The sequence below is a fragment of the Bacillus piscicola genome (assembly GCF_022458745.1).
GTDB classification, from domain to species: domain Bacteria; phylum Bacillota; class Bacilli; order Bacillales; family Marinococcaceae; genus Alteribacillus_A; species Alteribacillus_A piscicola.
Genome location: NZ_JAJJJF010000002.1, coordinates 442,293 through 462,899, shown reverse-complemented (window position 1 = coordinate 462,899; position 20,607 = coordinate 442,293). Strand labels below are relative to the sequence as shown.

The 20,607-nt window shown below is 44.5% G+C and carries 18 protein-coding genes; 11 read left to right on the top strand and 7 right to left on the bottom strand.

Annotated elements, in window-relative coordinates:
• The first annotated feature begins 19 nt into the window (after positions 1-19).
• Positions 20-3,598, top strand: coding sequence for a dynamin family protein (locus LOR49_RS06935; protein ID WP_240375551.1), 3,579 nt, complete (start codon positions 20-22; stop codon positions 3,596-3,598).
• A 378-nt stretch (positions 3,599-3,976) separates the two neighbouring features.
• On the opposite strand, the gene LOR49_RS06930 is transcribed toward LOR49_RS06935, so the two are convergent.
• Both LOR49_RS06930 and recU read right to left on the bottom strand, forming a co-directional pair.
• A complete protein-coding gene (locus LOR49_RS06930; protein ID WP_240375550.1) occupies positions 3,977-6,697 on the bottom strand; it encodes a transglycosylase domain-containing protein in 2,721 nt (906 codons plus the stop codon).
• A 64-nt stretch (positions 6,698-6,761) separates the two neighbouring features.
• Positions 6,762-7,346: a Holliday junction resolvase RecU gene (gene recU / locus LOR49_RS06925; protein ID WP_240375549.1), complete on the bottom strand. Its 585-nt coding sequence runs from the start codon at positions 7,344-7,346 to the stop codon at positions 6,762-6,764.
• Between the two features lie 196 nt (positions 7,347-7,542).
• Here recU and LOR49_RS06920 point away from each other — a divergent pair, with 196 nt between their 5' ends.
• From LOR49_RS06920 to LOR49_RS06905, 4 genes are all read left to right on the top strand, one after another.
• On the top strand, positions 7,543-7,806 hold the full coding sequence (locus LOR49_RS06920) for a DUF370 domain-containing protein (protein ID WP_240375548.1): 264 nt from the start codon (positions 7,543-7,545) through the stop codon (positions 7,804-7,806).
• Between the two features lie 219 nt (positions 7,807-8,025).
• Entirely contained in the window at positions 8,026-8,511 is a 486-nt protein-coding gene (locus LOR49_RS06915) for a helix-turn-helix domain-containing protein (protein WP_240375546.1), read from the top strand.
• 52 nt (positions 8,512-8,563) lie between these two features.
• The gene (locus LOR49_RS06910; RefSeq protein ID WP_240375544.1) at positions 8,564-8,929 is read left to right on the top strand and encodes a YppE family protein; all 366 of its coding nucleotides are present in this window, start codon (positions 8,564-8,566) and stop codon (positions 8,927-8,929) included.
• Between the two features lie 32 nt (positions 8,930-8,961).
• The gene (locus LOR49_RS06905) at positions 8,962-9,798 is read left to right on the top strand and encodes a sulfurtransferase (RefSeq protein WP_240375543.1); all 837 of its coding nucleotides are present in this window, start codon (positions 8,962-8,964) and stop codon (positions 9,796-9,798) included.
• Between the two features lie 46 nt (positions 9,799-9,844).
• Here the strand turns inward: LOR49_RS06905 and LOR49_RS06900 are convergent, their stop codons facing one another.
• From LOR49_RS06900 to LOR49_RS06885, 4 genes are all read right to left on the bottom strand, one after another.
• On the bottom strand, positions 9,845-10,453 hold the full coding sequence (locus tag LOR49_RS06900) for a trimeric intracellular cation channel family protein (RefSeq protein ID WP_240375542.1): 609 nt from the start codon (positions 10,451-10,453) through the stop codon (positions 9,845-9,847).
• A gap of 24 nt (positions 10,454-10,477) precedes the next feature.
• The gene (locus LOR49_RS06895; RefSeq protein WP_240375541.1) at positions 10,478-12,154 is read right to left on the bottom strand and encodes an ABC1 kinase family protein; all 1,677 of its coding nucleotides are present in this window, start codon (positions 12,152-12,154) and stop codon (positions 10,478-10,480) included.
• 45 nt (positions 12,155-12,199) lie between these two features.
• Positions 12,200-12,511 (bottom strand): phasin family protein, encoded by a 312-nt coding sequence (locus LOR49_RS06890; RefSeq protein ID WP_240375540.1) that lies wholly within the window; start codon positions 12,509-12,511, stop codon positions 12,200-12,202.
• A gap of 158 nt (positions 12,512-12,669) precedes the next feature.
• Positions 12,670-12,846: a hypothetical protein gene (locus LOR49_RS06885; RefSeq protein WP_240375539.1), complete on the bottom strand. Its 177-nt coding sequence runs from the start codon at positions 12,844-12,846 to the stop codon at positions 12,670-12,672.
• 205 nt (positions 12,847-13,051) lie between these two features.
• On the opposite strand from LOR49_RS06885, the gene ilvA reads away from it, so the two are divergent.
• From ilvA to LOR49_RS06870, 3 genes are all read left to right on the top strand, one after another.
• Positions 13,052-14,299: a threonine ammonia-lyase IlvA gene (gene ilvA, locus LOR49_RS06880; RefSeq protein ID WP_240375538.1), complete on the top strand. Its 1,248-nt coding sequence runs from the start codon at positions 13,052-13,054 to the stop codon at positions 14,297-14,299.
• A 120-nt stretch (positions 14,300-14,419) separates the two neighbouring features.
• Positions 14,420-15,181, top strand: a complete 762-nt coding sequence (locus LOR49_RS06875) for a DUF3891 family protein (protein WP_240375537.1) — start codon at positions 14,420-14,422, stop codon at positions 15,179-15,181.
• 520 nt (positions 15,182-15,701) lie between these two features.
• Positions 15,702-16,028, top strand: coding sequence for a thioredoxin family protein (locus tag LOR49_RS06870; RefSeq protein WP_275899544.1), 327 nt, complete (start codon positions 15,702-15,704; stop codon positions 16,026-16,028).
• A gap of 91 nt (positions 16,029-16,119) precedes the next feature.
• Here LOR49_RS06870 and LOR49_RS06865 read toward each other — a convergent pair whose 3' ends face one another.
• Positions 16,120-16,848, bottom strand: a complete 729-nt coding sequence (locus tag LOR49_RS06865; protein WP_240375534.1) for a metallophosphoesterase family protein — start codon at positions 16,846-16,848, stop codon at positions 16,120-16,122.
• A 594-nt stretch (positions 16,849-17,442) separates the two neighbouring features.
• On the opposite strand from LOR49_RS06865, the gene LOR49_RS06860 reads away from it, so the two are divergent.
• The 3 genes from LOR49_RS06860 (at position 17,443) to LOR49_RS06850 (ending at position 20,549) form a co-directional block, all read left to right on the top strand.
• Positions 17,443-18,582, top strand: a complete 1,140-nt coding sequence (locus tag LOR49_RS06860; RefSeq protein WP_240375533.1) for a conserved virulence factor C family protein — start codon at positions 17,443-17,445, stop codon at positions 18,580-18,582.
• Positions 18,583-18,658: 76 nt separating this feature from the next.
• A complete protein-coding gene (locus LOR49_RS06855; protein ID WP_240375532.1) occupies positions 18,659-19,138 on the top strand; it encodes a PH domain-containing protein in 480 nt (159 codons plus the stop codon).
• Positions 19,131-20,549, top strand: a complete 1,419-nt coding sequence (locus LOR49_RS06850; RefSeq protein ID WP_240375531.1) for a PH domain-containing protein — start codon at positions 19,131-19,133, stop codon at positions 20,547-20,549. Before LOR49_RS06855 ends, LOR49_RS06850 begins: the two co-directional genes overlap by 8 nt.
• Positions 20,550-20,607: the final 58 nt, after the last annotated feature.

Below are 20,607 nucleotides of genomic sequence, written 5' to 3'. Positions count from 1 at the left end.
GAAAAAGAGAGGGAAACACATGGGACATGTACGAACAAAACCGACGCTATCTTCATCCTTACAAGCACTACCGTTTTTTGAAGAAGATGAAAAACGGCTTCGTGTTTTAGAGAAAAAAGCAGAGGATCCATATTTTGAGGTCGCTTTCTGTGGGCATTTTTCAGCGGGGAAATCAACGCTTTTAAATCGTTTGCTCGGCAATGAGGTATTACCAACGAGCCCGATACCAACAAGTGCCAATATTATCTCCATTCAGAACGGGCCCGTTCAATTAGAAGTGGTCAAACAAGACGGTGTTACAGAAGTATGGGAAGAAGAGATCCCGTGGGGAGAGGCTAAAAAATGGGGTATGGATGGGGAAGCTGTCCGCGCCATCCAAATCCAGGCACCTTTACCGTTTTTGGGTGACCACAGCAAAATTTTAGATACACCGGGAGTCGATTCCACGGATGAAAACCATCAACTCGTTACGATGGATCAGCTTTTAACAACAGACCTTATTGTCTACGTATCAGACTATAATCACGTCCAATCAGAAACGAATATTGAATTTCTGAAACAGCTTGCCAATGAAAACAAACCAATCATACTCGTCATTAACCAAATTGATAAGCACGATGAAAAAGAATTAACCCTCCAATCGTTCGAAAATGCTGTTCGCAGCATGCTCGTAAACTTTGGAATTAAGCCGCTTGAAGTATTTTTTACTTCAATGAAAAAATCAGACCATCCTTTTAATCAGTATGAGAAACTAGAAAGTTACTTGAAATCATTAATTTATAACAGTAGTCCTTTACGGGAAGACAGCTTAAAGCGGCTGGAAGAAGGGACGGTCTTACACTTAGTAGATAAGCTGACCGAGGAAAAAAATGAAGCGTATGAAGAATGGCAGCAAGATACGAAAGCGGCCGGCATTGACCCGGATGATGTGAAACAAAGAGAGACGTGGAACCAAGAATTAGAAAATATGGACAGTGATAAGAAGCGGGCGGTTCAAGATTTATACAAAGAACGGGATCAGTTGTTTCAAAATGCGATATTGTTTCCTTACACAACAACAGAAAAAGCGCGGCTATGGCTCGAAAGCCAACAGCCTAAATTCAAAGTCGGTACCTTTTTTGCGAAAGGAAAGACAAAAGCAGAACAGCAAAAAAGGACGACAGATTTGCTCGACGAATTAAATGATAAAATAAAAACCCAGCTTTTATTCCATGTAAGGAATATGCTGATGCAGGCGGACAACGCATTTTTGCAAGACCCGGCTGACTATGAGAAAAAAGTAAAGGCTGTCTCGTACGCAGTGGACGAAGACTTATTGAAGGAGTTCGCACCGGATTCCGAAATTGACCGCCACTTTGTTTTTACTTTTACAGAAAATGTAAGCAAAGAGATTATCCGCCACTTGAAGAGGGAGACAGAGGACTTATTTCAGGAATATGAAACGAGTATTGCCCGCGCTTTTCAAGAAAGAGCAGCTGAGTTAGAAGAGAAACAAAAAGACTCGGAAAGTCTATTGAAAGCATGGGAAAACTGGCGGGCCACCGAAGAACAATATGACGAAGATATCCGTCGCTCCGAGGAATGGCTGCAGACACATGAGCAGTCAGCGGATTTCACAAATTTGCTGCGTGAGGCCGCTTCCGGCAGTTACCCGGGCGACTCAAGCGAAACTATCGTAATCACGCAAGAAAACGAAAGTGTTATCGCCGCCGAAAATGACATGGAGGCACTTCCTGAAAAAGAGGTTGTGATTGATGATTCGTTTTTGGAAAATGTTCGTGACTATCTGGACCGTTTCGATGGCAGAGAGATTTTCACCGCTGAAAAAAATCAACTAACCTCATTAGTAAAGCAGTATGAAAACAATAATGCTGTCATCTCGTTATTCGGAGCTTTTAGTGCCGGAAAGTCAAGCTTTATTAACGCGATGTTAGGAGATTCCGTGCTTCCGGTCTCCCCGCACCCGACAACGGCTGCCGTAAACCGGATCCGAAAAAGTGACAGCGACAATCCACATGGATCTGTTATCATTCATACGAAAACGGAGAAATTTTTGGATGACGAGATTAAAGCAGCCGCACGTGAACTCGGAATCTCCCTTGATTTAGCCAAGATTGAGGCATGGAAAAAACCAAATTCCGCCCATTTAAATAACTATCAGCGTACCTATGCGGATTATTTGTATACGCTGCAGCAAAGCTTGCGACAAAACATTGCTGAAAGAGACGCGGAAATTCAATTAACATTAGAAAAGTTGAAAGAATGGGTCGCAGCGGAAGAAAAGGCTTGTATGATCCAGGAAGTTGTCGTTTATTATGACTGCGAATGGACAGAAAAAGGCTTGGAGCTGATTGATACACCAGGGGTGAATTCGATACACGGTCGTCACACGAATGTTGCTTTTGAACATTTGCGGCAATCTGACGCTATTTTCTACCTAACGTACTACAATCACGCCTTCTCAAAAGCGGATCAAGTCTTTTTACAACAGATTGGTCGCGCCAATGAAAACTTTGAAACAGATAAACTATTTTTTGTAATTAATGCAGCTGATCTTGCTGACACGCCTTATGAGCGTAACGGCGTGAAGCAGCATGTCCGAGAACAACTCCAGAAAAACGGTATTAAAGAGCCGCGCTTATTTGCGCTTTCAAGTAAAGAAGGATTGAAAGCAAAGCAAACAACTGGAGAAGCCCCGTCAGAGACAGGCCAGTTGTTTTTAAACTTTGAAGAATATTTTTCACGGACGACCTGGGATGAATTAAAAGCCTTTCATTTGAACAAGATCCGTTTCTGTTGGGAGAATATGTACAATCAAATGAAAGAGATGCTTGATACACTTCAAGGGGACAAACAGAAACTTGAGGCTCATCTTCAGGCGAAACAACAAGCAGCAGCAACTTTCACCGAGCGTCTCGATTCATTTGATGTATCGTATTTGCTTCCTGCTTTGGAGGAAGAAATTCAGCAGCAATGTTCTTTCTTAATCGAAAGAACGGGCTTCATGGTTCAGGATTACTTCGCCCATGCTATTAATCCGGCTGTACTAACAGGAACAACGAAAAATAAGCAGAAGCAAGAACTACGGGGAGCGCTCCAGGAATTAGAAGGATTTACACGGCAATATATATCCCAGGAGCAAGAAACGATTTTTATTCGGATTGAAGAACGAATCAAACAAGAACTGCACGCCTATACAGAGGATTTTTTACAAAAAGAGCAGCAAGAGGAATTGATTATTATCCCGCCAACCTTTCAACTAGAGTTGCAGGACCAATGGAAAACCTTTGACGATGTGTCGTTTCATAAAGAGAAATTCCTCCAATATTATAAATCAAGCAAGGATTTCTTTGAGAATAATAGATCCGCTTCCTTGAAAGAAGCATTTGTCGAAGAAACGCGTAAAGAGGCACGGCGACTCGTCACCGAATTTGAAGCCACCGCATTCCAGACTCTACAGACTTATTTGGAAGCAGTGACCCAGTCCGGCCGCGACTCCCTTCACAAAGAAGCCGACCGCGAGCTGGAAAAAGCGAAATGGATGTTTGACCCAGCAAGATCAGCCGAACTGGAAGAAGAATTCACGTATTTACAGTAATAGAAGTAGAGTTACAGAAAAAAGAGCATGGAAGATTCCATGCTCTTTTTTCTATGTATGGTTATGGTGTCGCTATTTTCTGCGCCTGCGGATTTTCAATGCGTCATACCCCCGCAATGGTGTCGTTATTTTCCGCCCAACGCAAATTCATAGCCCCATTCAGTCCGTATGGCGTCGCTATTTCAACGCTTGCGAAATTTCACGACGTCATCCCCCCGCAATGGGGTCGATATTTTTCTATTGATAGTTTTTCACGGCGCCATATCGTTTTCTATTCCCAGTAGTGAGGAAAGTGGTCTGGTTTTTAGGTTGACATTCACGAGCATAATATAAAAAGAAGCCATCCCGGAATTAAATTTCCGGGATAGCTTCTTTCGTCTAGTCATTTTCGGATTCATCTACGTTGTTTTGGGAGACGTTCCCTTCGTTGTCTCGATCAGGCCCATTAGGGGGAGCGTTACCATTCCCATTGTTGTTGTTATTGCCATCACCATTGCTTCCGTTGTTTCCGTTATTGTTCCCATTGTTATCCGACCCGCCGTTATCTTGGCCATTACCAGGGGAGGGGTTCTGGCCATTTTCATTGTTTCCCCCACCGTTTCCAGGGGAAGGATTCTCGCCTGGGTTATTGTCGTCATCGATCTCATCTTCATCTGTGTCTTCGTCTGTATCTTCTTCTTCGTCGTCCTCATCTTCATCCTGGCCAGGTACGTTTACTTGTGTTTCGGCAGTCGCGCTTTCCTCGCCACCCCTAACAGTTACTCTAAAGTGATGAGTGGTTCCTTTTTCAGGAGCTGATAGAGTGAATGCCATACCGGCTTGTGTTCCAAGTGTTTCGTACGATCCGTCAGCAACTTTGTGTTCAATCTGGAAGGTAACCTCAGCTGCTTCCTCTCCTTCATAATTCCAACTCAGCTGGATCGCATCTCCTTCTTTGTCGTAATTACCTTGCAATCCGGTAATTTCGGATGATGTTTCTTCTTCAGATGGAGTATATTCCGTTGAGACCGTTTCTGGACCGGTACCTTTCACGAATAGTTCCCTAATAATTTCACTCGCCGGCGTATAAGAACTAGCCCGTTTGCCGGTTCCGCGCTCTAATGCAATTTCTACAACCGAGTCAGGTTTCACAAAATCGGGAGTATCGACTCCCTCCGAGACGTGGCTCATAATTAAGCGGAACACTTCTTTTGAAATATTACTTTGGTTGTTAATTAGATAATTTTTCCCACGGTCTCCGCTGAAGCCGGACCAGACGGAAGCTGTGTACTTCGGCGTATAGCCGGTAAACCACACGTCTGGATCTCCGCCGGGTGGAATGTTGAATTTACGGTGCTCTTCCTCCGTAAAGTTCGTGGTACCGGTTTTGCCGGCAAGCGGCAGTCCTGGTATGTTTACTGCCCGCCCTGTTCCGCGTGGATCAGTCACGACGTCTTTTAACATGTCTGTAATCATATAAGCTGTATAATCTTCCATTGCTTTATGGGACTTCGGTTCAAAATCCATAACCCGGCCGTCAGGAAATTCAACTTTGCGCACGGTATACGGTTTGTTGTACGTACCACCGTTGCCAAAAGCAGCAAAGGCGCCGGCCATATCAAGGCTCGCAACTCCGTTAGTCAAACCGCCTAACGCATAGGCTTCATATACTTCCTCAATCGGCAGTCCTAACCCTCTTGCAAAATCCCCGGCACGATCACGACCCGTTTCTTGCAAGGCTTTCACTGCCGGAATGTTCAGCGAGCGCACGAGTGCTTCTCTCATACTGACATTTCCGGAATACGTGCCGGTATAGTTGCGAATCGGCGTTCCGTTCGAGTACGTGTGCGGCGCATCTTCAATCTGATGATAGGTGGACCATTTGTTGTACTCGATAGCAGGACCGTAATCAAGTACAGGCTTTATCGACGAACCAGGCGATGCCGCAGAACGAGCAGCGTAATTCATTCCTCGAGCAATGTCCTGGCTTTGGCGGTTGCCGACCATCGCTTTAATAGCCCCTGTTTCTGTATCAAGCAGTGTGAATCCAACTTGGAAGTCTTCACTTTCTGGATAATAGTTGATATAATCATTCATTTGGATCACTTGTTCTGCGAAGTCCTGGGCGCTTGTGTCAAGGGTTGTATAAATCTTCAATCCGGCTGAATAAAGGTCGGATGTTGTGATGCCGTCAACTTCCTCCAGCTCCTGCTGAACTTGTGTAATAAAAGAGTCATAGACTACTTTTTCATCGGGAGGATTGTAATCAATTTGGTCTTCTACGGCAACGCTTTTCGCTTGTTCAGCGTCTTCGGCTGAAATAAAGCCGTGCTCCGACATAAGAGTAATGATCGTGTCCCGGCGTTTTTGGGAAGCTTCCGGATTAATCGTCGGATCATAATAGCTCGGACGTCTCGGAATCGCTGCGAGCAGGGCGGCATCTTCAATCGTCAATGCCGAAGCATCGTCTTTATTAAAATATACGCTGGCCGCTTCCCCGACCCCGTAGGCTCCCTTATTAAAATAAATTAAGTTCAGGTACATTTCGAGTATTTGATTTTTGCTGTACTTCTGCTCCAACCGGATGGCGAGATATTGCTCTTGAACCTTTCTTGTGATCGTTTTGTCCTGAGATAAAAAAGCATTCTTTACAACTTGCTGGGTGATGGTGCTCGCACCTTCTGCCCCGAAACCTTCCGTCAAGTTAGCGGCCAGCGCCCCGAACAATCGACGGATATCAATACCGAAATGGTCATAGAAACGGACGTCTTCCACCGCTACAAAAGCAGATTTGACGTGTTCTGGAACGTTATCAATATCAATTAAATCTCGGTTTTCACTCGATTCCAGGCGGGTGACTTGTTCATCATTTTGATCATAAATTTCAGCTGCTTGTGAGAAGACAAGTTGATCCGGGTCGAGTGCAGGGGCACTCGAGATCATGACAGCTGCCGTAACGACACCTGCTGTCATAAAAAGCAGGCCAGCGATCACGAGGGAAAGAAGAACTTTCTTCCATCGGGAACGCTTTGGTTTATTCGTTTTGTTTCCTTGCTTTTTTCGTTTAGACGTTTCCTGCGCTTTTCGTCTTTCTAGTCTCGATTTATATTTATCACTCATCGAATTCTTCCTTTCTATCTAGATGCAGCCGATCAAATCATTAGACGATGCGACTTTACGAAGGTTACAAGAGCTGATCCACTGCCGATAAATAATCAAGGCGCGGCGTCAAGCCACTGCGGATGACGTGACCATCGTTTTCGATGATACTTTTCGGGATTGATTTTCGTTTTGACTGTTCAAAATACCACGTAATAAAAGCAGCGGCATCATACAGATACGTTTCATTGGACAGGGAAAAACGAATGATCAGAAAGGCAATACCGCCATGCTGTAAGACAGACTGCATGTGTTCTACTTGATGGCTGTGAATGTTGCCAAACGGGAATGACGTTTTATTTTTCGTTTCTTTTGCTTCAAAATCGATATACTTTCCACGGTAAATTCCATTATAGTCGGTTGTCGAAGGTTGCTTAAAGTAAGCCTCTGTAATTTTGGCAGCGCTCCGACGCGGATAATCTACGTGGACGACTTGCACAGGGGTAGGTTTTTTGTGAATAACAGCGCGTCCTGTCTCTATATAAAATTGGTTTGTCGCATTCAGATCTTCCTCCAGTGACATTCCCCTATTGGCAAACATGTTTGTAGATTGATTAGCTTGCTTTGAAGGGGAGACATATTTTTTGCCTCCTGGATAACGCAGCGTCATGTTTACGACCTCCATCTGTACCCTATACTTTTATCGTTACCTTTGTTTAGGGAGAATTATAGCATTTGACATCTCTATATAATAGCATATCAACCAGTTGGAAAGAACAGTATAAAAGAACTAGCAAGGGAACGATGGACAGCGTTCCAGGCTCTTATGTTAGAATATAAACAGAAGAGGGGATGGTGGAAAGATAATGAGTAGTAAGCCGATTAATCTTGGATTTGGCAATATGATGATCCCAGACCGGATCATTTCCATTGTCAGTTCAGATTCTGCACCGACAAAACGGTTAGTTCAAGAAGCGCGTGAGAGAAAGATGTTAATTGATGTCACAAATGGAAGAAAGACGCGCAGCATTATTTTAGCGGATAGTGATCATGTTCTGCTGTCGGCCATTCAGCCAGAAACGGTGGCCCAGCGCTTACATGAAAATACAGAAGAAAGTGACAATAATTAAAGAATAGGTTCCCGGCACTGTGTTGCCGGGTTTTTGTTAGGAATCGACAGAAGCGGCAGATCACGAGCAATTTCTCTCTATATTGTTGAAGAAAAGTATTTAGGTTGTTTCTTCATCGAATGCTCACTAGTTCTGTCAAGTGTGAAGGCATTTCCATCTTCCTGCCGAAATAATTTGGGAAACAGAAGTCACCTATTTTCCAAAGGAGGAAGATGGCAGATGGATAAGGTGTGGTACAAAACAAAAGAGGTAGCCGAACGGTTTGAGGTTTCCCCCGGAACGGTTTTAAAGTGGACAAAGAAGTATGAGATTCCGTACACCATTAACAAGAGCGGCCACTATTTTTTTGCGGAAGACCAACTGGAAGCTTTCCAAGGCATAGCTGATCAGGGCAACAATACAATGGAAAACAATCTGGACAGGAAAGAACAACCCATTTCTACCCAAGTCATGCTTAACCGCCTTGAGAACACGGAAGAGAAATTAAAAATGCTTGAAAAAATGATGACCAATAAAGCGGATGACATTATCGGCTTTCAAATGCTCGAACAACGGCAGGAGATTAGAAGAATTAATAAACGACTGCAACAGATAGAAGAACGACTGGAGGCATTTGAAGAACAAAGTCAGAAAGCAGCTGACGAAGGTAGAGATAAGGCTTCCAAAAAAGAGAAACACTTTTTGGCCAGCATCTTTTCGGTTTGATTGCCGTACCTTCCGCTGTTAAGATAGGGCATAGGAACAGGGGGAGAATACGTTGGACAAACATTTGCTCTACGAAAAGACAAAGGAACTGCAAGCTCTTAATCAAGAGGCATTAGCGGTTTTTATCCGTCTGTCCGAAAATGAGGAAGACGCACCTGACTTCTATGAGGAAGTAAAACCGTTTGCAGATAAGGTAAAAGACACGGCAGATGAGTGGAAGCCGCTGGCGGAAGAGTGGGTTGTCGAAGAAAAGCCGCAGTATTTTTATCTCAAGCAAATTGATGACACACATGAAAACTTATTAATTTCTTCGATACTGGCTTTTCAACCAGACACGAAAAAAAAGCGCTTTCGGGAAATGATTCAATCCATTGACTATATTATGAGCGGGATTGAAAACGCCTTAACCAGGGAATAGAGTAATAAACGTCGTGAAAAGAGGGGAAACGGATGAGCAATATCGTAACAGCACAATGGCTGGAAGAGCACTTAGGGAATGATGAAAACATTCGGATTGCAGACTGTAGCTTCTATTTAAACGATTCGCAAAGAGGCAGACAAGAGTATGAGGAGGCTCATATTCCGGGGGCTGTGTATGTTGATCTGGAGAAGGATTTGTCGGGTGAAAAGGACACATACGGCGGCCGCCATCCGTTACCTGATATAGATGTTTTTGCTGAGAAACTCGGCAAATCAGGAATTGATCAGCATACAAAAGTCGTGGCGTATGATAATCAAGGCGGGATGATGGCGGCGAGGTTTTGGTGGATGCTTCGGTACGTTGGGCATGAGGACGTATATGTACTTGACAGACCTTTTTCCCACTGGCGAAAGGAAGACCGGCCAGTTGCGACCGACATTCCGTCAATAGAAGAAAAGCGGTTTGATGTAGATATCGTACCCAACTTAAAAGCACCACTGGAAGAAGTGAAACTTGCGCTCCATGAAGATTCTGTTGCTCTTATTGACGCGCGTGATTATGAACGCTTCGCCGGGAAGTCGGAAAGAATAGACAGAAAAGCCGGCCACATACCGGGCGCATCCCATTATTTTTGGAAACATGTCTTGGATGAAGAGGGCAGGTGGAAAAGCCAATCCTCGCTACAAGAACATTTCCGCCCGTTACTGGACGAAAAAGAAGTGATCTCGTATTGCGGGTCAGGAGTGACGGCCTGTGTGAATATTCTCGGGCTCCAAGAAGCAGGGTATGACAATGCCCGTCTCTACGTGGGAAGTTGGAGTGACTGGTCGTCTTATGATGATCTCCCGGTTGAAAAAGAAGAATAGTACCAATAAAAACTCGAACGCAAGGATGCGCTCGAGTTTTCTGTCGTTAGTTCCTTTTTAAATGGCGGCGCGGTAGTCTCCATTGGTAATGAACGGAGAGCATGCGGCACATCACAATTAAGGCGAGGATGATAAGATAGCCTGCCATCGAATGGATCCAGCCGGTACCGACGAATATACCTGCAAGCGTCGTCCAAGCAATATAGACTTCGTGTTTTAAAAAAAGTGGCTTTCTCCCGGCTAGAAGATCACGGATCATTCCTCCGCCCGTACCGGTAAGCGCTGCGGCGGCAATCGAAGCGCTTAAGGGCAAGTTCATTTCAAAAGCGTAAATGGCGCCTTGAACGGCGAACGCCCCTAAGCCGATCGCATCAAAAAAGACCCCCCATCTGGACCACGTATGCAAGAGCCAGGAGGCTGGCAGCAAAAAGGCGATCGTCATAATGATAAAGGCGATGACAAACAGTGTTCCTTGGTTCCACAGCGTGGTGACCGGAACACCAATAAGAAGATTGCGGACGGCTCCGCCGCCAAAAGCTGTGACAAACCCAAGGATGTAGACACCCATTAAATCATACTTTTCTTCCATCGCAACGAATACCCCGCTTAACGCAAAGGCAATCGTCCCGATGATGTTTAAAATATCCCACGTCAACGAACTGTTCTCCTCCCTGATGAATTAAAACCTTCCTGACCGAAAGATCGCATAAATAAGCCACAAAAACAGAAAAAAAGAGATAATAAAGCTCACTTCAATAACCGGCAATCGTACGAGCAGGGAAGAGGCATCGCCGAACGTGGAACCGATAATGAGACCAACCATGATAATACTGAATGCAAGCAAAATAATGCTGAACGAAAGCCGGTTGCTAATCCGGTCGAGTTTATTAAGAAAGATATCGATCTTCGGAATTTTCATCTCAACCCCAACGTGGCTTTTATTTAACTTCACGAGGGCATTTCGTAGTTCACGAGGGAGGTCAAATAAATATTCTTTTTGTTGTTTTCCCTTGCTCAGCCACTCCTTCAGGGTGGAGGCGGGGTTTAATCGTTCTTTTGCCAGCATCTTTCCGTACGGCTCCGCCACCTCGATAATGCTTAAATCCGGATCGAGAAATTCGACAATGCTCTCAAGAGTGATCATCGCTTTCGCGAGCATCGTGTATTCTTTATAAATTTGTATATCATATCGGTGCGCCGTGAAAAAAACGTCATTGATTGCTTCACCGAAACGGACGTCGTGAAGAGGCCGGTCATAATATTTAAGTAAAAGGAACTCCACATCCTCCACGAATTGATCATGATCGATGGACTCGGGGATATCAGCCATTTCGTAGATAGTCCTTGCGACTTGCAATGGTTGTTGTTTCGTCATCGCAATTACATAATCGACAAATTGCTTGCGCATCGTCTTATTTAAGCGGCCAATCTGGCCAAAGTCAATAAACGATGCGGTGTCCTCGTCAATGAAGATGATGTTACCTGGATGAGGATCGCTATGGAAAAATCCGTGTATCAGTACTTGATGCAGGAAAGCATCCGTCAGGGTACGAGCAAGTGTTTCCCTGTGGAATGTTTTTTCGCTCGAGCGTAATTCATTTAACTTAATGCCCTGTAAAAAGGACATCGTAAGTACACGGCGGCTGCAGTATTCTTCCATTATTTCAGGAATCTCAATGTGAGGGTGATCTTTCATGATGTTGCGCATTTTTTCCGTATTGCGGGCTTCCGTGAAATAATCTACTTCATCACGAATAGCGTCAGCGTATTCCTCAATAATATCCTGAAGACGGTAGTAGCGCGCCCAATGAAATCGCTGTGTCAATAATTTCGCAAGGTCTCGCATTATATCAATATCTTTCTCCACTATTTCTTTTATATGCGGCCTTGAAACTTTGACAGCAACTTCTCGGCCGTCATGAAGCGTTGCTTTGTGTACTTGGCCAATGGAAGCTGCGGCCATAGGCGTTTCCTCGAATTCGAGAAAAAGGTCAGATAAAGAGCCGTTAAGGTCACTTTCAATGATCTGCTGCGCTTCCTTAAATGGGAAAGGCTCCACCTCATCTTGCAATTTTTCCAATTCTTGAATAATGGCGGGTGGAAAAATGTCTTTCCGGGTACTAATTAATTGTCCAAGCTTGACAAATGTAGGGCCCAGCTCCTCAATCACACGCCTCATGCGTTTGCCTATCGAATACAAGTCAGACTCCTTACTGTCGGCAGCCAGACGTTTAGGCAACGATAAGATATGAAACAAGCCGACTTCCTGCAGGATGTAGCCAAATCCATGCCTGGCAAGGGTGGCAGCTATTTTTCGATAACGATTGGCATGTTTCAAGCTTCGAGTAAGTGCCATGTCTATTCCTTCCTTATGCAACCATATTTTAAAAATGTGATGAGATTAGCCTTCCTCTTCTTTCTCGGTTAACTTTTGTTCGATCGCTTGCAGCTTCTCTTCCAAACGTTTCAAGTCCTGTTCCGTTGCCAAGCCCATTTCTTTAAACGATTGCTGCATTTTATTTTTTGTTTGCTCTGTCCATTCTTTCTCCGTGTCTTGGCCCTTCTGCATAAGGTCATTTTTCCATTCTTCTGCTTCACGCGGCGTTAGTTTCCCTTTTGTGACAAGATCATCCACATACTGTTGAATCTTCTCCTTGCCATAAGCAGCTACACCAAGGCCTAAAAAGAACCCTTTTTTTAACCTATCACTCATCGAAATTCCTCCCTGCTTCCTTAACTTTGTCAGGTCCATCTATGGTTATTTTACCAAATGTGTATTCGTTAAACATCAAAAAAAAGCCTTTCTGAATTACCGTAGTACTCAGAAAGGCTTTTAACAACCATATGGCTCACGCTCAATCGTTTTTCATGTTAAACGTTTCGTATCATGGAATAAATAAAGTATACGAGTGCTACAACGGAAATGATCGTTAAAACGGTGATAAACATCGGTTCTGCATCGCTCCATGTCATTTCGGCTGCATAGGCGTTTGCTGGAATAAATAAAGCTGCAAGCATAGTGAAAAACGCTGCCGTCCATTTGTTCATTTCAAAACCACCTCTTTTTAGTATGATAGTATGTAACATAAATGCTATTCTGATGAATCTTTCATCCGTTCTTATTATATATTCTGCCAATCATTTTAGCAATTGTTCGTCGTTATTGTTCACACTCATCGAGAATAATACCCACATTATGTTATAATAGACAAGGTTTTTAGACAGCAGTGTGAAATGGAAAGGATAATGAAACATGCCGAAAGTCCATATTGAAGATATCATTATTGCCAACCAAACTTTAAAAGATGTTGTTACCCACACGCCCCTCCAGAAAAATCAAGTGTTATCTGAACGATACGATGCGAATATTTATTTAAAAAGAGAGGATTTACAAGTCGTTCGTTCTTTTAAACTAAGAGGGGCTTATCATTTAATGCACAGCCTGCCAAAAGCCCAGATGGAAAACGGGGTTGTTTGTGCAAGCGCAGGTAACCACGCGCAAGGAGTGGCATACTCTTGTCGGGCACTCCAAGTTAAGGGCAAAATTTTTATGCCAACCACGACGCCGCGACAGAAAGTAGGGCAAGTCAAGCTGTTTGGCAAGGAGTATGTAGATGTTGTCCTCACAGGCGATACATTTGACGATTCTTACAAAGAAGCCATGTCCTACTGCGAGGAGCATGACATGGCATTCATCCACCCGTTTAACAACGAAAAGGTCATCGCCGGACAAGGTACGGTCGGAATGGAAATTATGAATGACATTGAAGAGCCGATTGATTACGTCTTTTGTGCGATCGGCGGCGGCGGGCTAATCTCCGGGGTTTCGACATACATTAAGTCGATCTCACCTCATACAAAAATCATTGGAACCGAACCGGCGGGAGCCCCAAGTATGAAAGTATCCCTCGATAAAAATGAACTTGTCGAACTGGAGAACATCGATAAGTTTGTTGATGGTGCTGCCGTGAAGAGGGTTGGGGATATCCCGTTTGAGATCTGCCAGACGACAGTCGACGATATTTCGTTAGTTCCGGAAGGGAAAATTTGTACGACCATTTTACAGCTTTATAACGAAAACGCCCTGGTTGCGGAACCGGCAGGGGCAATGTCGATCTCCGCACTGGATTTCTTTAAAGATGACATTAAAGGAAAAACAATCGTTTGTGTCGTAAGCGGCGGCAACAATGACATCGGCCGTATGGAAGAGATGCGGGAAAAATCGCTCCGCTACGAAGGGCTCCAGTATTACTTTATCATTGAATTTCCGCAGCGGGCCGGGGCTCTGCGTGAATTTCTTCATGAAGTTCTTGGGCCAAATGATGATATTACAAGGTTCGAGTATAACAAAAAAAATAACAAACCGAACGGTCCAGCACTTGTCGGAATTGAGCTTGCCGACAGCAAAGATTACCATCCACTGATTGACCGTTTCCATAAAAAAGGATTTCGCTATCACGAAATAAACAAAGAAGAAAGCCTTTTTAACTTTCTGATTTAAAACGTGCAGGGCCGAACATCTCCAGGGGAAACACCGTAAGCACAGCGGTACAAATGGAGAAGTTCGGTCTTGTTTCATGAGGTCCGATCTTATTCCAACAGGTGGATGGAGGGGTAAAGAGTGATTGTGAACGATAGAGGCTCTAATATGGAGTTAATTCCTCAACACGAACACGCTCGGATAGCATTCGAGATAGGAACCGTTTTGGCTGACGACACAAGGAAGCATCATCCTAAGTGGCAACCGCTTCTGACCGCAATCCGCGAACATGACCGGGCTTGGATTCCACTTGATAAAAATCCGATTCTAAATGAAGAGACAAACATGCCGTACGCCTTCACAAACTATCCCGAAACAGAAAAGTTGAATGCGTACCGGCGCGGCATTCAGGAGACCACGGACATACACCTGTACAGCGGCCTGCTCTCAAGCCTTCATTATGCTTCTTTTTTTACGTCCAGTACGACTGCAGAAGGAAAGCAGTTTTTAGCAGAGGAAAGCAAACGACAGCAACAGATGAAGCAGGAACTCGACGATATGTCACAAGCAGCCACTCATTTAGATATCCTCCAATTCTGCGATGATCTTTCGTTATATGCCTGCATGAATGTACCGGGCGTTCAAAAAGAAGAAGAGGTGAGCTGGTTCCGAAACGGATTTCAGTATCAGTTTGATTTTTTGGAAAACGAGTTCATATACCCACAATTTGTATCGGATAAAAATATTATGTTAACTCCCTTCCCGTTAACAGAAACACTAACTGTTCACATTCACGGAACACGGGTATCGAAAAAGGACGTGGCGGCCAAGCCAGCAGAAGCATTTACGCAGTGCGGTGAAAAATTTGTAAGAACTGTCTCGTTCATCCCTCCAGCTATCTAAAAGACCAAGTGCAGGAAAGGGATGAACAGATGCCATCATGAAAGCGCGTATTCAGGAAAATAACGACACCATAGAGCGCGTATGAAGCCTTGAAAAACGGCTTGCAGGAAAATAGGGACGTCATAAAGCATGTATGAAGCCCTGAAAAAATACTCCCGAGAAAACAACGACGTCATAGGAACGATATGACGTCATGAAAAAGCACAGTCGGCAAAATAACAACACCATAGAGGATGAATGATGCTGTAAAAATTACTCCTCGCACAAACAACGACGTCATAGTGGGGCGTTGATGTCATAAAAAAACTAAATACCAAAAATAACAACGTCATAAAGCGTTTATGATGGAATACATGACTTCATAGAAAATGGATGGTCCCATAAAGAATGCGCTACATAAATGGAAAGGTTTTTTGTCCAGTGTTATGATAAGGGAAAAAGTGGGAGATCAAAATTTAGAAAGGTTGGTGCCGGTCATGAATGTGCGTGTAGAACGAGTTAACGTGCCGGCGGATCAAAGATGAGGATAGAGGATAAGACACAACAGGAGATAAAGCAGTTGCTTCAAGAGCGAGAACGTTTTCTGGTATTTTTTTATACGCCGTTATGCGGCACGTGTACCGTTGCGGAAAAAATGCTTCTCTCTCTGCAGATGCTTTGGCCGGAGGAATTGTTCGTAAAAGTAAATGCGAATGTCGTGCCGGAATTATTGCAAGCGGAACAAATAACAAGTGTACCTTGTTTAAAAGTAATAGAGAATGGTGAAACATTGCAGACAATCTATGCGTTTCATTCCGTACCGGCATTATTAAGCCGTCTATCCCCGCTGCTTCGTACTTCAGACTAAAACAGACCTGTCCACTTTGTGAGCAGGTCTGTTTTGTGAATGACAGTTTGCCGCGAACCGTGTCGGCGCAAGCATCGAATGGATGACGTAGCTACGAAGGCTTTTTGCCGGTTCTCACGACAGTTTTCATTTGTTCCCGGTTTGGGTAGTCGTTCGCATCATATTGTCGCATGACCCTTTCATTATCATACGTTACCCGCTCCACAGAAGCAGAGACATCGCTCCCGTGCACTTGAAGTAAAACGTAGGAGGGACGGGGATCGCCATCAAAAGGGAGTCCGACGCTGCCCGTATTAATGAAAAGTTTTTTGCCGATTTTCCGGACGAAAGGAGTATGAATATGGCTGTAGACAATAACGTCAGCATCATACTCCCCGGTTAATTTTTCTTCCAGCACGTCGTCCGGTGCGTCGGCGGGGACAACGTCGAACAGGTTGTCCGGCACCGCATGGAAGGCATGCATCGTGATCGACTCACTTAGTGTTTCTACAAATGAGTCGGGAAGGTTTTCTAAGTAACGGATGTCGTCTTTTGTCAACCGTTCGAGCGTCCACTCCCGTTCCTGATTCATGAGGGCGAGCACTTTGTCCGGCACCTCGCCTTTCTTAACGCCGCGAACGACCCATTCATCCGCGTTTCCCTTTAACACTTTTGCAGGAGAAGAACGAACGGTTTCCAGTGAATTTTTCGGCTCCGGGCCACGGTAACAAATGTCCCCGAGCACGTACAGTTGCTGAATGTTTTTTGTTTTCAGGTCATTTAAAACGGCTTTTAACGCACGGGCATTGCCGTGGATATCTGAAATAAGAGCAATTTGCAACCTAAAAACCTCCTTGTCCTAAGCAGCTTCATTTTGAAAAATCTAACGGTATTCTTTTCATTATACATCATAGGACCAATTGTCGTTAACTTGTTTGTTTTAGAACTACAAACACACTCATGTTACAATAAACATACGCACTTTTACTATAGCTTGCAAAAGCAGTTCTCTTACTGCATGTGTTAAGTTTTTCCCGACATGGTTATGAGGACAGTATTTTTCATCACTCTGTTTTTCTACATCTACACCCGGCTTCCAATCGCTCTGGGCGGATGCTTTCACCTTCAGGCACAAGCACGACATCAGTTCGAAACTTCGCTCACGCTCGTTCTCACTGTGTCTTCCTTAGCCGCGGGCAACGCTTCAGCTTCCTCGTGAGCAAGAAGCGTTCACTGCGGGATCTTCAGCTGTTGCTTTTCCCGCTGGAGTCACCGCCCGACGCTCTTTTCAGTCTGTAAACATGTCAATTTTCTTTTTTGGTTAACGAGTAAAATTTTCACATACTTTCCTACTGTGACAAAGTCTTTTTATTTCTACAAACTCAACCATTCCCCATAAGCACGGTAGTCTACGAAGCGAAAGGAGTATACGCGAATGAAAATAGTATCAATTGAACCAACACCTAGTCCGAATACGATGAAAATAACTCTTAATGAAGTGCTTCCTTCTGGGAAAAGTAATAACTATTCACTGAAAAACAAAGAGGATGCACCTGAGCTTGTTCGTGCGTTGTTAGAGATAGATGGCATCAAAGGAGTCTACCATGTCGCTGATTTTATGGCAGTAGAACGTCACTCGAAAGCGGACTGGAAAGTACTTCTGCCACAAGTCCGCTCTGTTTTTGGAGAAGAAAGTGCGGAACATACGGAGACGTCGAACCACACGAATGAAGCGTACGGAGAAGTTCACGTTCAACTGCAGACGTTTAAAGGGATTCCGATGCAGCTTAAAATTTTCACGGATGATGAGGAAAAAAGACAAGGGCTTCCGAGTCGTTTTCAGGATGCCGTCTTACAAGCGCAAAAAGAAGAGGATAACATTGTTTTTGAACGAAAATGGGAAGATCACGGCGTTCGCTATGGCAGCGATTTGGAGGAGATCGGGATGGAAGTTGCAGAAGAAATAGCGGCTGCATACTCGGAAGCCAGATTGAAACGCCTCATTGAAACCGCGCTCTCCGGAGAAACAGCAGTTTCTGAACAGGTAAGCCGCTACATCAAGGTTACACCGGAAATGCTTGCGCATCCTGATTGGAGAGAGCGTTACGCGGCTCTCGAACAAATGGATCCGAAAGAAGAAGACCTTCCTGTACTGGAGAAAGCGCTGCACGATGAAAAAGCGTCTGTACGGAGACTCGCAGTCGTTAATATCGGGATGATTGAAAACGCTGCTGCTCTACCGCTGTTGCGTCAAGCGCTGCAGGACAAATCAGTAACGGTAAGACGAACAGCTGGTGACTGTTTTTCCGACATTGGTGACAAGGCCGGTATCCCGGCAATGATAGAAGCGCTCGAAGATCCCAGTAAGCTTGTTCGCTGGCGCGCGGCGATGTTTCTATATGAAGTAGGGGATGAAACAGCTGTAGAAGCACTTAGAAAAGCTGCCAAAGACCCCGAATTCGAAGTCGCCATGCAGGCTCAATTAGCGCTTGAGCGGATCGAAGGCGGAGAACAGGCGAAAGGGTCTGTTTGGAAACAAATGACAGAAATGATCGAAGAAAAAAAGAAACAATAAATAGATAGCGTAGTTAAACCGCTTTGTAGCTGTGTGCGCAAGCGGTTATTTATTGAAAAAAGAGAGGGTATCCCTATTGCGACATCAACCTGCTCATCGAATTTCTCAAAAAGCTTTATCAGTCTGGCGTATTAAAGGTGTGATCGAAACCTTTTTTCTTCTCGTAATACCGGCTGGACTTTTCTTCGCCGCATCCCGCTTTGACCTGCCGCTCTGGTACTTCTGGAGCGTGCTTATCGTAGTTTTACTATATGGGGTGTGGAAAACAGTTTTTTTACCAAAGATCAGATGGCGAATATGGCGATATGAGGTGTCCAGCGAAGAAGTTGAACTGCTGCGCGGTATTTTCATTCGCAAACATACGATGATCCCGATGTCGCGCGTTCAGCACGTAGACACGGCACAAGGACCCTTGTATAAAAAATTTAATTTGACGGCTGTTACCATCTCGACTGCTGCCGGTACTCACGAAATACCAGCTTTAACAGAAAACGATGGCATGGAACTGCGTGCTCAAATTGCGGAACTCGCGGGAATGGATGAGAACCATGCATAACTTTCAAAGACTTCATAAATCAGCTGTCATTGTTACGTATGCCGCCAAAATAAAAGATTTCATCATCCCCTTATTCGTTTCGTTATTTGCAGGTGGGACCGGTTCAGCATCGGTTGTGACCCGTTGGCTGTTTCCTGCGATACTTATCTTTCTTCTCGTGTATAGTGTCTTATATTGGTTCTTTTTTCGTTATCATATAGAAGAAAACGAGCTGAAGATTCGTCACGGCATTTTCGTGAAGAAAAATCGCTATATCCGCAGAAACCGGATACAGTCCTTAGATATTACAGCTGGTGTCTTTCACCGTCTATTTGGCGTTGTGAAAATGAAAATAGAAACAGCAGGGGGCGGCTTAGAGCCGGAAGTAGATCTTGCCGCGCTATCGAAGCAAGAGGCTGAACGCTTAAGAAGAGCGCTTGGCGTAGAGGATGTAATAGCAGACGAGAAAGCGGAAGTACGATCAGAGGAAAAAGAATTTGAGTATCATGTTCCCTTTCCGAATATCGTTGCAGCTGGATTAACATCTGGTAAAGTAGGGATCATTTTTTCGGCGGCTGCCGCTTTTCTCAGTCAAATCGAACAGTTCATACCAAGCGACTTCTATGAAAATTCCATTGGTTATTTGCTTGCTACAGGAACGTATTTTCTTGTCCTCTTATGTCTGTTGATTGCCATTATGACATGGCTGCTTGCTGCGCTGTTTACCGTGTTACAATACGGACAGTTTAAAGTGAGAAAAAAGGAAAATGAGCTCATCATTGAACGGGGGATTTTGGAAAAACGGCAATTGACGCTGCAAGTCGATCGGATTACAAGCATCCGTTATGTCACCAATCCGATCCGGCAGCTCTTAGGGATGTGGAGTATATATGTCGACAGTGCCGGCGGGGGGTCGAAGGAAGAAAACTTATCGACGATTTTACTGCCGCTTGCAAAAAAGCCGGAAATCAATGCTTTGATGAAAGAAGTACTTCCAGAAGCACAATTTCCTGAAAGCTTGGAAAAACTGCCAAGAAGAGCCGCCCCCCGCTACATGTTTCGTACTTCCGTGCTCCCGTGGATAGGTGCAATACCGGCGCTTCTTTGGCTCCCAAATGGCTGGCTGTATCTCGTAGTACCAGTCTTCTTTACGTGGTTTGGCTGGCAAAGGTTTAAAGACAGTGGGGTGATGTTAACTGGCCGGCACTGCGTCTTGCAAACGCGGATTTTCAACCTCTGCTGCAGTGTCATCCCCCATACCCATATCCAATCAATCGCAAGCAAACAATCTTACTTTCAACGAAAAAAGGGACTCTACACCCTGTCAGCTGATGTTCTTACAACAACAGGTGGCAGAACCTTTCAAGTAAAAGACACGGACGAGCGTGAGCAAAATATTTTCGACTGGTATGAGGAAGAAAAGAGGGCCTAACTCACAAATAACGACTTTTACAAGGGTTATGACACAAAAGAGACCGTCCCAACTTATG